The following is a 12,212-nucleotide window of genomic DNA, read 5'->3' on the forward strand; positions in this document are numbered from 1 at the left end:
TGCCGAAGCGGCTCCTCGCGCGCAGCCCGCACCACCCATGACCGCCCCCGGACCGAACCAGGTCCGGGGGCGGTGCAACGTGTTCTCATCTCGCCCCCGTGTTGCTACGGTGCCCCAGCCCTGACGCCGTATCAGATCCGGGAGGTCGAGCATGCGCGCCATCGTCGCGGCAGCAGTCGGTCTGGTCGCCGCGTTCGCCCTGGTCCTGACGATCACGGCCGTGGGTGCGCCGCCCGGCGAGACATCGCCCGAACCGCTGCTGACCACCGTGCCCGAGCACCCGTAGGGAGGGCCGACGCGATGCGCCGCAAGGCCAGTCTGATCCTGCTCGCGTTCGCCGTGTTCTTCACGGCGCTCTCACCCTTGATGCGCTGGTACGCCTTCCCCCGGCTGGCCAAGATCCCGCCGAGTCAGTACCAGACCATGGTGCTCGAGGCGAAACCCGCGACGCTGGTCGACTACGGCACGATGAAGCCGAAGAAGGTCGACAGGCTGACCATCGTGCAGACCCTCAAGGGCAATGTGGAGGAGTCCGAGAAGATCGAGAGGTCCGCGGACCGCGACGTGGTCGTCTGGGACGCCCAGACCTACGTCGAGGGCCCCGACAAGAAGATGGTCTCCAGGATCCCCGAGCGCTACATCTTCGACGCCCACAGCCAGGACCCCGTGCACGCCACCGGGGAGTCGGCGGACGGACACCCGGTCAAGCGCGAGGGCATCGAGTTCAAGTGGCCGTTCCTGACCGAGAAGCGCGACTACACCTACTTCGACGCGCGCACCCGCACCTCGGCGCCCATCCACTACAAGGGGGAGCAGACGTTCCGCGGCGTCGACGTCTACTACTTCGAGCAGACCGTGCCGTGGACGAAGGTCGACTTCCCCAGCGTGATGCCCGTGAAGGGCATCAACCCCAAGACGCTGGAAAAGGAGTCGGGCACCACCATGTGGTACACGACGGTCCGCAAGTTCTGGGTCGAGCCCACCACCGGCGCTCCCGTCTACGGCGAGGAAGAGCACAAGGAGGAGATGCGCGGCGGCACCCTGATCGGAGAGGGACGCGACAAGGTCACCGCGTTCTCCGGACATGTGAAGATGCGCGAGGACTTCATCGAGTCCACGGTCGACCTGGTGAAGTCGCAGCGGGTTCTGGTGCTGCTCCTCACCGGCTATCTGCCGTGGGGCTTCCTCGTACTCGGCGCCGGCCTGCTCGCCCTGTCCCTGGTCCTGGAGGCACGCAGCCGCCGTCCCGGCGATCCGCCGGCCGATCCCGACCGAAGTCCGAAACCGGAACCTGCGGCCGTCTGACCGACCACCTCACGTCGGCACCGATCAGCCGCGACCGCGCCCTTCCAGCCGCGCCTTCGTGAACCTGGTCGCCTCCGCCTCGGCCGGATTCTCCGGCCAGGGATGCTTGGGGTAACGGCCACGCAACTCCGCCCGCACCCCGCGGTAGCCGTCGCGCCAGAACGACGCCAGATCCGCGGTGACGGCCGCCGGCCGACCGGCGGGCGACAGCAGATGCACGACGACCGCGACCCCGGCGACGCGTGGCGTCACCGCCAGACCGAACATCTCCTGCAGCTTCACCGCGAGCACCGGTGCCTGCGGGTCGGCGTAGTCGAGGTGGATCCGTGAACCGCTCGGCACCTCGATCCGCTCCGGCGCCAGTTCATCCAGCCGCACCGCGTCACCCGTCGCCCAGGGCAGCAGACGCCGCAGCGCCTGACCGGCATCGATCCGCGCCAGGTCCGCCCGGCGCCGGGCCCGGCCGAGTTCCGGCTCCAACCAGTCGTCCACGCGCGCGTGGAGCGCGTCCTGCGATACGTCCGGCCAGGGCTCCCCGATCTGCCGGTGCAGGAACGCCAGCCGCCGGCGCAGCTCCGCCGCCTCCCGGGACCAGCGCAACAGCCCGAGACCCTCGACCCGGAGACCCTCCACGAGGGCCGCCCGCACGCGCCCGGCGCCGGGGTCGTCGAGCGGGCGTACGGTCAACTCCACCGCGCCCAGCCGGGTCACCCGCCGGGCCAGCACATCGCCGTCGGCCCAGGCCACCTCCCGGACCTCCTCGTACAGCGCACCCGCGGCGGAGCGGGCGATGTCCTCGTCGACCACGGCACCGAGCCGCACGCGCGCGTGCGGGCTGCCCGTCGGTCGGTCGGCCACGGCCACCGCGATCCACGGGGAGCCGTGCAGTGCGGAACCGGAGGCGACTTCCGCGCCGGTGCCGGACACCATCAGATGGCCGCCGCCCCGGCGCCGGGCCAGCCGCTCCGGGAAGGCCAGCGAGACCACGAGCCCGACCGTCCGGTCGTCGGCCGGTCCGGACCCCGTACGGTCTGCGCCCCCGCCGGCGCTCGCCAGGTTCGATTCCAGGCGGCGGGTCTCCGTGCGCCAGCGGCTGCCGTAGGCGTCGCGGGCCGCGCGGGCCGTGCGCAGGCAGGACGCCAGGTCGTCGCCGTACTCGCGCGGTGGTTCCTCGCTGAGCAGGGCGACCACTTCGGCGGCGCGGCGTGCACCCACCTCGCGCGAACCGTCCAGGAGCGCCCGCGCGAGCCGCGGATGCAGACCCAACCGGGCCATGCGCAGGCCCCGTTCGGTGACCCGGCCCGTCTCGTCCACCGCTCCGACCGTCGCGAGCGTCTCGCGCGCCGCGGCCATCGCGCCGGCCGGCGGTGGGTCGAGCAGCGCAAGGCCCGAGGCATCCGGCTCGCCCCAGCAGGCGGCCTGCAGAGCGAACGCGGTCAGATCGGCGACCCGGATCTCCGGCAGCGGGAAGCGCGCGAGCCGGCCGTCCTCGGCCTCGGTCCAGCAGCGGTAGACAGCGCCGGGTGCCTCGCGGCCCGCCCGCCCCGCGCGCTGACGCCCGGCCGCCGCCGACGCCCGCACCGTGGTCAGCGCGCTCAGCCCGCGGGCGTGGTCGGTACGGGGTTCCCGGGCGAGGCCCGAGTCCACCACGATCCGTACGCCCGGCACGGTCAGGCTCGACTCAGCCACCGACGTGGCCAGGACCACCCGCCGCCGCTGCGACGGAGTGAGCACCGCGTCCTGTACGGCGGCCGGCGCCCGCCCGTGCACCTGGAGCACATCGACGCCGGCCGGCGCCCCCAACTGCCCGGCGACCCGCCCGATCTCGCCGACGCCGGGCAGGAAGCAGAGCACGTCGCCCTCCCGCTCGGCCAGCGCCCTGCGGACCACCGAGGCGACATGCGTCAGCAGCGCCGGATCCACCCGCATCCCGTGCGGCGGCCGCACCGGCCTGACCGGCGGTGCCCAGACCACCTCCACCGGATGAGCGACCCCCGCCGCCTCGACCACCGCAACGTCCCCGAGCAGCCGCGCCCACCCCTCGGCGTCCGTCGTCGCCGACGCCGCCACCAGCTGCAGCTCGGGCCGCAGCGCTTCGCGCACGTCGAGCAGGAAAGCGGCCACCGTGTCGGCATCCAGATGCCGCTCGTGGCACTCGTCCAGGACGACGGTGTCCACGCCCGCCAACTCCTGGTCCCGCTGCAGCCGTTGCAACAGCACACCGGTCGTGACGACCTCGACGCGAGTGCGGGGCCCGATCGAACGCTCGCCGCGCACTGTGAAGCCGACGCTCTCACCGACCCGCTCACCGAGCAGCCAGGCCATCCGCCGGGCCGCGGCGCGCGCCGCGATCCGCCGCGGCTCGGCGACGACCACCCGGCGGGCCGGCCCGGCGCCGACCAGACCGGCCAACTCCAGCGGCACCAGCGTCGTCTTGCCGGTCCCGGGCGGTGCGCACAGCACGGCGCCGCCACCGTCGTCGAGCGCCGCGCGCAGAGCGGGCAGCGCACTGCGTACGGGCAGCCGGTCGAGGTCGTCGTAGCGGATCACGCCCCAAGTCTCCCGGACACCGCGTCCGCACCGACGGCCGACGGTCGCGCACGGTTCAGCCCGTGGCCGCGTCCGGTCGTTCGCAGACGAAGATCGCCGTGCCGGGGATCAGCCGGCCGCGCAGCGGCGACCAGCCGCCCCACTCCTGCGTGTTCCACTCGGGCCACTCCGGTTCCACCAGGTCCACAAGCCGGAAACCGCCCGCGACCACGTCGCGCACCCAGTCACCGGTCGTCCGGTGGTGTTCCACGTACACAGCCTGCCCCTGCTCGTCCTGCTCGACGTAGGGGACCCGGTCGAAGTACGAGGCACCGATCGAGAGCCCCTCCGGCCCGGGCTCGTCCGGGAACGCCCACCGGATGGGATGCGACACCGAGAACACGAACCGTCCGCCGGGCCGCAGCACCCGGCGCACCTCGCGCAGCACCAGCGCCGCATCGGCCACGAAGGGCAGTGCCCCGTACGCCGAGCACGCCAGGTCGAAGGAGCCGTCCGCGAACGGCAGCGCACCCGCGTCGGCCTGCACGAGCCCCACCGCGAGGTCACGGCTCGAGAGGTCGTCGATCCGCAGGGCGTGCTGCAGCTGCCGGTGCGAGAGGTCGAGCGCCACCGGCACCGCACCCTGGGCGGCGAGCCACCGCGAGCACTGCGCCGCCCCCGCGCCGATCTCCAGGACCCGGCGGCCGTCCAGCTCCTCGGCCGGCCCGAGCAGGCCGGCCTCCACCTCGTCCAGACCCTCCGGGCCCCACACGAAACGGTCGTCGCCGAGGAAGGTGCCGTGCTCCTGCTGGTAGTCGTCGGCGTTCCCGTCCCACCAGCCGCGGTTGGCCCGGCTGCTCTCGGTGACGCCGGCGGCACGCCGGGTCGCCACGGTCCCGTCGGCCTCCGTGTGCGCGAGGGGCGTCTGTTCGTGCGTCTCGGGCTCTTGGATGATCGGCTCCATCGTCGTACTCTTCGCTCGAAACCGGCGGCCGCGGACCGCTGTGGGGCACAGGGGAGCGGGTGCCGCATGCCGTTCGCAGCGGGCGTCGCGAGTGACCTGTGCCGGGTATGCGGCGATCCGCCCCGGGTGTGCGCCTTCGCGCATTGACCCTGCCCGACGGCCCCCGTATGCTACAAGTTGCGCTGCGGGCCTGCGCTCCTCAGACATAGCAGGGCGCGCTCGCATCTGTTGTATGTCCCCTCGGTCGTCGAGGCGCTCATGGACTTTCCCGGGATTTCTTCCCTGGCGGGACCGCGCCTTTCACGCTGTCCGGCTTCTGCAGAGCGAAACGGGCTCCCGGCGTAGCAGTACCTACGACTCACCGTCCGTACCGGAGCCCTTTCCCACATGACGAGCAGCACCGAGACCACCGCCACCACTCCGCAGGTAGCGGTCAACGACATCGGTAACGAGGAAGCCTTCCTCGCCGCGATCGACGAGACGATCAAGTACTTCAACGACGGCGACATCGTCGACGGCGTCATCGTGAAGGTCGACCGGGACGAGGTCCTGCTCGACATCGGTTACAAGACCGAAGGCGTCATCCCCTCCCGAGAGCTTTCGATCAAGCACGACGTCGACCCCAACGAGGTCGTCGCCGTGGGCGATGAGATCGAGGCCCTGGTTCTCCAGAAGGAGGACAAGGAAGGCCGTCTCATCCTGTCCAAGAAGCGCGCTCAGTACGAGCGTGCCTGGGGCACGATCGAGAAGATCAAGGAAGAGGACGGGATCGTCACCGGTACCGTCATCGAGGTCGTCAAGGGTGGTCTCATCCTCGACATCGGCCTCCGTGGCTTCCTGCCGGCCTCCCTCGTCGAGATGCGCCGCGTCCGCGACCTCCAGCCCTACGTGGGCAAGGAGCTCGAGGCCAAGATCATCGAGCTGGACAAGAACCGCAACAACGTGGTCCTGTCCCGCCGTGCCTGGCTCGAGCAGACCCAGAGCGAGGTCCGCCAGACCTTCCTCACGACCCTGCAGAAGGGCCAGGTCCGCTCCGGCGTCGTTTCCTCGATCGTCAACTTCGGTGCGTTCGTGGACCTCGGTGGCGTCGACGGTCTCGTCCACGTCTCCGAGCTCTCCTGGAAGCACATCGACCACCCGTCCGAGGTCGTCGAGGTCGGCCAGGAAGTCACCGTCGAGGTTCTCGACGTGGACATGGACCGCGAGCGTGTCTCCCTGTCGCTCAAGGCGACGCAGGAAGACCCGTGGCAGCAGTTCGCCCGGACGCACCAGATCGGTCAGGTCGTCCCCGGCAAGGTCACCAAGCTCGTCCCGTTCGGCGCGTTCGTCCGCGTCGACGAGGGCATCGAGGGCCTGGTGCACATCTCCGAGCTGGCCGAGCGCCACGTGGAGATCCCGGAGCAGGTCGTCCAGGTCAACGACGAGATCTTCGTCAAGGTCATCGACATCGACCTCGAGCGCCGTCGCATCAGCCTCTCGCTGAAGCAGGCCAACGAGGCCTTCGGTGCCGACCCGTCCGTCGTCGAGTTCGACCCGACGCTGTACGGCATGGCCGCGTCCTACGACGACCAGGGCAACTACATCTACCCGGAGGGCTTCGACCCCGAGACCAACGACTGGCTCGAGGGTTACGAGACCCAGCGCGAGGCCTGGGAGACCCAGTACGCCGAGGCGCAGCAGCGCTTCGAGCAGCACCAGGCCCAGGTCATCAAGTCCCGCGAGGCCGACGCCCAGGCCGAGGCCGAGGGTGCGGCCGCGCCCACCGGTGGTGCGGCTCCGGCCGCGTCCGGCGGCAGCGGTGGCGGTGGCGGCGGCGGTTCGTACTCCTCGGAGACCACGGACAACTCCGGTGCCCTCGCGTCCGACGAGGCCCTTGCCGCGCTCCGCGAGAAGCTCGCGGGCGGCCAGAGCTGACGGCTGAACGCCGGCGGTAGCCAGTAGCACGCTGAGGCCCGCACCCTTGAAGGGTGCGGGCCTTTGTGCTGCCCGCCGCCGGGCCTCGTGCGGCCCGTCACCACCGCGTCGGCGTACAACTCCCGTGTGGTGTGCGCGCGATGACGGCCGGCGGGAATGCGGGCGGATCGCTCCGTGTTCTTCGGGGGGAACACGAGGAGGAGCGGTCACAGTGCTTGATCCCAAGAGTTTGTACGCATGGGAGCCGAAGGGCCTCGCCGTCGTCGACATGGCGCTGGCGCAGGACTCGGCCGGACTCGTCATGCTCTACCACTTCGACGGATACATCGACGCGGGGGAGACGGGCGACCAGATCGTCGACAAGCTGCGGGACTCGCTCCCCGGTCAGGTCGTCGCGACCTTCGACCACGACCGGCTGATCGACTACCGGGCCCGCCGTCCGCTGCTCACCTTCGAGCGCGACAGCTGGACCGACTACGAGGTGCCGGAGCTCACGGTGCGGCTGGTGCAGGACGCCACGGGCGCTCCGTTCCTGCTGCTGTCGGGGCCCGAACCGGATGTCGAGTGGGAGCGGTTCGCCAGGGCCGTGGAGCAGATCGTGGAGCGGCTCGGAGTGCGTCTCGCCGTCAACTTCCAAGGTGTGCCCATGGGGGTACCGCACACGCGGCCCGTCGGGCTCACCCCGCACGGCAACCGCACGGACCTCGTCCCCGGGCACCGCAGCCCCTTCGACGAGGCGCAGGTGCCGGGCAGCGCGGCGGCCCTCATCGAGTACCGCCTGATCGAGGCCGGACACGACGTGCTCGGGGTGGCCGCCCACGTGCCGCACTACATCGCACGCTCCGCCTACCCTGATGCCGCCTTGACCGTGCTCGACGCCGTCACGTCCGCGACCGGACTGGTGCTGCCCTCGGCGGCGCACGCGCTGCGCACCGAGGCGCACCGCACGCAGACCGAGATCGACCGCCAGATCCAGGAGGGCGACGAGGAGTTGGTGTCCATGGTCCAGGGCCTGGAGCACCAGTACGACGCCGCCGCCGGTGCCGAGTCGCGGGGGAACATGCTCGCCGAACCGGTCGACATCCCGTCCGCGGACGAGATCGGCCGCGAGTTCGAGCGCTTCCTGGCCGAGCGGGAGGGCGACGCCTGAAGCCGTCCAGGGATATTTCCGGGGCGAACCCCATGGGCAGCCCCGGAGCCCAGGGCCTAAGCTGCCGGTCATGCTGAAGGTGGGCCTGACCGGCGGAATCGGCGCCGGCAAGAGCGAGGTGTCCGGGCTGCTCGACTCCTACGGAGCGGTCCTCGTCGACGCCGACCGCATCGCCCGCGAGGTGGTGGAGCCGGGCACGCCCGGCCTGGCGGCGGTCGTCGAGGCGTTCGGCGACGACATCCTCACCCCTGAGGGCGCACTGGACCGGCCCCGGCTCGGATCCGTCGTCTTCGCCGATCCCGAGCAGCTCGCCGTACTGAACGGGATCGTGCATCCGCTGGTCGGTGCGCGGTCCGCGGAGCTCGAGGCGGCAGCGCCGCAGAACGCCGTCGTCGTGCACGACGTACCGCTGCTCGCCGAGAACGGCCTGGCACCCCTCTACGACCTGGTGATCGTCGTCGACGCCTCGCCCGACACCCAGCTGCACCGCCTGGTGCGGCTGCGCGGTATGAGCGAGCAGGACGCGCGGGCCCGGATGGCCGCCCAGGCGGACCGGGAGAAGCGGCTCGCCGTGGCGGATGTCGTGATCGACAACGACGGACCGCTCGAGGCTCTGGAGCCGCAGGTGCGAGCCGTCTGGGAGGACCTCGTCCAGCAGGCCAGGTCCGGCCCGTCGAGCGCGTAGGAATAGCGCTCGGGACCTGGCGGTTGAAGGGGGCACTCAAGGAAGGACGAGACTGTGTCCAAGAGCTTCAGCCGTACCCCCGAGACGGACATCATCGACTACCGGTCGGCCGAGCAGCTCCTCGCCGCCCGCGATCCGCGCGGTGCGATCAAGCTGCTCGACGAGGTGATCGGCCTGCACCCGGAGAGCACCGCGGCCCGGCTGCTGCGCGCCAGGGCCTTCTTCGCCGCCGCCCAACTGCGGGCTGCGGAGCTGGAGTTCACCATCGTCCTGGAGCGTGAGCCGGACAACGCGTTCGCGCATTTCGCGCTGGCACGCACCTTCGAGCGGGCGAACCGGCCCGATCAGGCCAAGCGGCACTTCCGGCTCGCCGCCGCCCTCGATCCGCAGCCCGAGTACGTCACCGCGGCTCGGTTCGAGCAGACCTGAGAAGGTCCGGCAGACCCACGGCAGAGCCGGCCACGGTGGGTCGGGCCCGCGAGGGGAGTGCGTCTGCCCTCAGCGGCCCGTCCCGCCGTGGTCCGGTTCGTAGGGCGGGACGTCGCGGCCGGGCTGGTAGTGCGGTCCCTGCCGGATGTGCCGTACGACCAGAATCAGGTCGACCGTGACGATCAGCCAGAGGATCCCGCAGGCCAGCGCCCAGCCCGGCCGGCCGACAAGGGCGAAGGCCACCGTCCCGCCGGCGGACCAGAGCAGGCCCCAGATACTCAGCCAGAACCGCATGCGCAGGGCACTGCGCGCGGTGACGGGTTCACTGCCTGTACGCATCGGCGCTCATCTCCCGCTGCCGGGCTCTGCCTCCATGATTCACCCTGCGGACCGGAAAGTCCCAGGATCCGGCCCGGGGCGTCTGTGCGGGGCGTCTGTGTGGGGCCTGACCGGAAACGAACCATCGGCCCGGGCGCCCGGGAACGGGTGCCCGGGCCGCCACGTTGGACCGGCATGACTCAACGGACTCGACCTGGTTACGGAGGCACCGGACCCGGCGCCTTCACTCCCGACGGCTGTTCCGTCGACCTCTACACCCGCCTCCCGGTCGGTGACGAACCACGCATCATCGCGGACGCCTCACCACCGGGCGCCACCCTGCTCGAACTCGGCTGCGGGGCGGGCCGGATGACGCATCCTCTCGTCGACAGCGGGCTCGAGGTCACGGCCGTGGACGAGTCGGCCGAGATGCTGGCGCACGTCCGCGGCGCGCGCACCGTGCGCGCGAGTATCGAGGAGCTCGACCTCGGCGAGCGCTTCGACGTCGTGACCCTCGCCTCGTTCCTCGTGCACTCCGGCCTCGACGGCGTCCGCGACCGGCTCCTGGCCACCTGCCGTCGGCACGTGCGGGACGACGGCTGCGTACTGATCCAGCGCGAGGGCGCCGACTACCACGGCGGCGTGCCCCGCGAGCGCACGCTGCCGGGCGGACTCACCATCCGCATCACGAGCGTGACGCCCGTCGGGGACGGGGTCGACGAGGTGCACGCCGAATACGTCTGGCCCGATGCGGTGTGGACGCAGACTTTCCTGTCCCGTGAGCTCGGGCCCGAGGAGTTCGAGGGCCATCTCGCGGCTGCCGGCCTGGCGATCGACCGGGTCCTCACGGACGACGGGATCTGGGTGCGGGCGGTGCCGGTCACCGGGTGAGGTGAGGTGACGGGGCGGTGGACGAGGGGCCGCTCCGCAGGGGCGGAGCGGCCTGGAAGTGGTGCCCGAAAACCCGCTGCGGGGCGATGAGTCGGCGTGTTCCGGTGGGTCTACCTGTGTGACGAGCACGCCATACCGCGCCGCGCCCCACCGCACCGCTTCCGCAGGAGATCGCCATGTCCGAGACCGTCCTCCCCGCTGCGACCGGCACACTCGCCTCCGCCCCGGCCCCCGCCCGTCCCGCCCCCAAAAGTCCCGCACGAAGCCGCGGGGCCGCGTTCGGGGTGCGGGTGCTCGCGGTCGTACTCGGACTGTTCTACGCCGTGGCCAGTGGTGCGCCGAAGGTGGTCGCGCACGCCTCCGCGACCGGGAGCTTCGACCGGATCGGCTGGGGCGACGGTTTCATGTACCTCATCGGGGGGCTCGAAGTCGTCGGCGGTATCGCCCTGTTGATCCCGCTGCTCAGCGGTCTCGCGGCGATCGCGTTCATCGGTCTGATGGCCGGGGGCGACCGTGATGTCGCTGGTGTATCTCGACGCCGAGTTCTGGTTCACCCCGATGATCCTTGTCGTGCCGCTGATCGTCGTGGCCCGGAGCCGGCGGCATCGCACTCTCGAGCTGTTCCGGCTGCTGCGCGGCCGCTGGTGAGGGCGCGGCCGCCTCCGCTACGGGCTTACCTCGTCGCCGCGGCGGCCGGGGGAGCGCCGCGGGTTGTCAGGGTGCTTCCCGGCCTTCTGCCGTCGCGCCGCAGTGGTCCACGATCAGGCGGTGCAGGTGGTCGGCCGCGGCCCGGCCGAAGCCGGGGTCGTTGATGTGCGTGGGCAGTTCGTGGACGGCGACCGCGCTGCCGCGCAGGGCCCTACGCAGCGCGTCGAAGAGCACGGCGTCGGTCTCGGGCTCGTGGTACGGGCCCGCGGGCACCGTCCCGCCGGCCGCGGGCGCGGACAGGGTCGACAGCCCGTGCAGCGGCAGGCACAGAGCCGCGGGGCCGCAGGCCGACCGGAGCTTCCCGCCGATCCGGCGGCCCAGTTCGGCGACCTCGTCCGCGGTGGTCCTGATCACCGTGACCGACGGATTGTGCACGCGTACGTGCCTGTCCCGGAAGCGGTCGGGCAGGGTGGCGAGCGGTCCGAACTTGACCATGTCGAGCGCGCCCGGACTCACCACTTGGGGGATGCCTGCCCTCCCTGCGGCCTCGAGCCGGTCCGGTCCGGCTGTGAGGACCCCGCCCACCAGATCGTCGGCCAGCTCGCAGGGCGTGAGGTCGAGTACGCCTGCGAACAGGCCTCGAGCTGCCAGCGATTCCAGGGCCCGGCCGCCGGAGCCGCTGGTGTGGAACACCAGGACCTCGTAACCGAGTTCGTCGAGGCGTTCTCTGGCCGCGTCCACGCCCGGGGTGGTCACTCCGGCCATCGAGGCCGCGATCAACGGCCGCCCCTGCCGCACGGTCGTGTCGTCCAGCGGGTGGCCGCGGGCCGCGAAATCCTTCGCCATCCCCGCGATCCCGGCGGCCGCGTTGGCGAAGACGGGGGCGGAGACGCGGTTGACGCCGGCGATGTCGACGACGGAGTGGAGCATGGCGACGTCCGCGGCGCCCACGTACGGCGACACATCGCCGCCCGCCATCGAGGAGACGATCAACTTCGGTACGCCGACGGGGAGGTCGCGGACGGCGCGGCCCGCGATCGAGGCGCCTGAGCTGCCGCCCACCGCCAGTACGCCGTGCAGCCTGCCCTGCGCGTACAGCCGGTTCACCACGGCCGCGGCGCCCGTCCCCATCACCGTCACGGCAGCGCCGCGGTCGCCTTCGGCGCGCAGCCGGTCCAGGTCGTCGCCGGCCGCGAGCGCGACCCGGTCGCGCGGGATGTCGGCCGTGGTGCGCGGCAGGCCCGATACGCCGGTGTCGACGAGCAGGACGTCGACGTCGAGGGTGCGCAGGCGGGTGCGCAGCCAGGCGCACTCCTCGCCCTTGGTGTCGAGGGTTCCCAGCAGGACGACGGTGGTCATCCCCCGGTCCTACGGCAGCG

The 12,212-nt window shown here is 71.7% G+C and carries 12 protein-coding genes and 1 pseudogene; 9 read left to right on the forward strand and 4 right to left on the reverse strand.

What is annotated here, in order from left to right:
* The first annotated feature begins 151 nt into the window (after nucleotides 1-151).
* Complete coding sequence (locus tag DSC45_RS11010; RefSeq protein ID WP_119289585.1) at nucleotides 152-286, forward strand: SPW_0924 family protein; 135 nt, start codon at nucleotides 152-154, stop codon at nucleotides 284-286.
* Nucleotides 287-300: 14 nt separating this feature from the next.
* Nucleotides 301-1,305, forward strand: a complete 1,005-nt coding sequence (locus tag DSC45_RS11015) for a cell envelope lipid trafficking protein PgfA (protein ID WP_119289587.1) — start codon at nucleotides 301-303, stop codon at nucleotides 1,303-1,305.
* A gap of 24 nt (nucleotides 1,306-1,329) precedes the next feature.
* Here the strand turns inward: DSC45_RS11015 and hrpB are convergent, their stop codons facing one another.
* The gene (hrpB, locus tag DSC45_RS11020; protein WP_119289589.1) at nucleotides 1,330-3,855 is read right to left on the reverse strand and encodes an ATP-dependent helicase HrpB; all 2,526 of its coding nucleotides are present in this window, start codon (nucleotides 3,853-3,855) and stop codon (nucleotides 1,330-1,332) included.
* A gap of 55 nt (nucleotides 3,856-3,910) precedes the next feature.
* Nucleotides 3,911-4,798 carry a class I SAM-dependent methyltransferase gene (locus DSC45_RS11025; protein WP_119289591.1) on the reverse strand — a complete coding sequence of 296 codons (888 nt, stop codon included), beginning with the start codon at nucleotides 4,796-4,798 and terminating at the stop codon, nucleotides 3,911-3,913.
* Nucleotides 4,799-5,185: 387 nt separating this feature from the next.
* On the opposite strand from DSC45_RS11025, the gene rpsA reads away from it, so the two are divergent.
* From rpsA to DSC45_RS11045, 4 genes are all read left to right on the forward strand, one after another.
* Nucleotides 5,186-6,712 carry a 30S ribosomal protein S1 gene (gene rpsA, locus DSC45_RS11030; protein ID WP_119289593.1) on the forward strand — a complete coding sequence of 509 codons (1,527 nt, stop codon included), beginning with the start codon at nucleotides 5,186-5,188 and terminating at the stop codon, nucleotides 6,710-6,712.
* Between the two features lie 211 nt (nucleotides 6,713-6,923).
* Nucleotides 6,924-7,862 carry a PAC2 family protein gene (locus tag DSC45_RS11035; protein WP_119289595.1) on the forward strand — a complete coding sequence of 313 codons (939 nt, stop codon included), beginning with the start codon at nucleotides 6,924-6,926 and terminating at the stop codon, nucleotides 7,860-7,862.
* Nucleotides 7,863-7,932: 70 nt separating this feature from the next.
* Nucleotides 7,933-8,547 carry a dephospho-CoA kinase gene (gene coaE, locus DSC45_RS11040; RefSeq protein WP_119289596.1) on the forward strand — a complete coding sequence of 205 codons (615 nt, stop codon included), beginning with the start codon at nucleotides 7,933-7,935 and terminating at the stop codon, nucleotides 8,545-8,547.
* A gap of 54 nt (nucleotides 8,548-8,601) precedes the next feature.
* Entirely contained in the window at nucleotides 8,602-8,976 is a 375-nt protein-coding gene (locus DSC45_RS11045) for a tetratricopeptide repeat protein (protein ID WP_119289598.1), read from the forward strand.
* 69 nt (nucleotides 8,977-9,045) lie between these two features.
* Here DSC45_RS11045 and DSC45_RS11050 read toward each other — a convergent pair whose 3' ends face one another.
* The gene (locus tag DSC45_RS11050; RefSeq protein WP_119289600.1) at nucleotides 9,046-9,315 is read right to left on the reverse strand and encodes a DUF6343 family protein; all 270 of its coding nucleotides are present in this window, start codon (nucleotides 9,313-9,315) and stop codon (nucleotides 9,046-9,048) included.
* 174 nt (nucleotides 9,316-9,489) lie between these two features.
* Here DSC45_RS11050 and DSC45_RS11055 point away from each other — a divergent pair, with 174 nt between their 5' ends.
* The 3 genes and pseudogenes from DSC45_RS11055 to DSC45_RS36790 all read left to right on the forward strand — a co-directional run bounded on the left by DSC45_RS11055 (nucleotide 9,490) and on the right by DSC45_RS36790 (nucleotide 10,833).
* The gene (locus DSC45_RS11055) at nucleotides 9,490-10,185 is read left to right on the forward strand and encodes a class I SAM-dependent methyltransferase (protein WP_119289602.1); all 696 of its coding nucleotides are present in this window, start codon (nucleotides 9,490-9,492) and stop codon (nucleotides 10,183-10,185) included.
* Nucleotides 10,186-10,361: 176 nt separating this feature from the next.
* Nucleotides 10,362-10,631: pseudogene (locus DSC45_RS36915) on the forward strand (DoxX family protein); the annotation flags it as partial.
* A 70-nt stretch (nucleotides 10,632-10,701) separates the two neighbouring features.
* On the forward strand, nucleotides 10,702-10,833 hold the full coding sequence (locus DSC45_RS36790; protein WP_276145452.1) for a hypothetical protein: 132 nt from the start codon (nucleotides 10,702-10,704) through the stop codon (nucleotides 10,831-10,833).
* Between the two features lie 66 nt (nucleotides 10,834-10,899).
* On the opposite strand, the gene DSC45_RS11065 is transcribed toward DSC45_RS36790, so the two are convergent.
* Entirely contained in the window at nucleotides 10,900-12,192 is a 1,293-nt protein-coding gene (locus DSC45_RS11065) for a Tm-1-like ATP-binding domain-containing protein (RefSeq protein WP_119289604.1), read from the reverse strand.
* Between the last annotated feature and the right edge of the window lie 20 nt (nucleotides 12,193-12,212).

It is taken from the genome of Streptomyces sp. YIM 130001 (assembly GCF_003574445.1).
GTDB lineage: Bacteria > Actinomycetota > Actinomycetes > Streptomycetales > Streptomycetaceae > Streptomyces.

Bases quoted from the DNA above. Each gene is read 5' to 3' on its own strand.
- DSC45_RS11055 (WP_119289602.1), top strand. From the start codon at position 9,490: ATGACTCAACGGACTCGACCTGGTTACGGAGGCACCGGACCCGGCGCC.
- DSC45_RS36790 (WP_276145452.1), top strand. From the start codon at position 10,702: ATGTCGCTGGTGTATCTCGACGCCGAGTTCTGGTTCACCCCGATGATC.
- coaE (WP_119289596.1), top strand. From the start codon at position 7,933: ATGCTGAAGGTGGGCCTGACCGGCGGAATCGGCGCCGGCAAGAGCGAG.
- DSC45_RS11025 (WP_119289591.1), bottom strand. From the start codon at position 4,798: ATGGAGCCGATCATCCAAGAGCCCGAGACGCACGAACAGACGCCCCTC.
- DSC45_RS11050 (WP_119289600.1), bottom strand. From the start codon at position 9,315: ATGCGTACAGGCAGTGAACCCGTCACCGCGCGCAGTGCCCTGCGCATG.
- DSC45_RS11065 (WP_119289604.1), bottom strand. From the start codon at position 12,192: ATGACCACCGTCGTCCTGCTGGGAACCCTCGACACCAAGGGCGAGGAG.
- DSC45_RS11010 (WP_119289585.1), top strand. From the start codon at position 152: ATGCGCGCCATCGTCGCGGCAGCAGTCGGTCTGGTCGCCGCGTTCGCC.
- DSC45_RS11015 (WP_119289587.1), top strand. From the start codon at position 301: ATGCGCCGCAAGGCCAGTCTGATCCTGCTCGCGTTCGCCGTGTTCTTC.
- rpsA (WP_119289593.1), top strand. From the start codon at position 5,186: ATGACGAGCAGCACCGAGACCACCGCCACCACTCCGCAGGTAGCGGTC.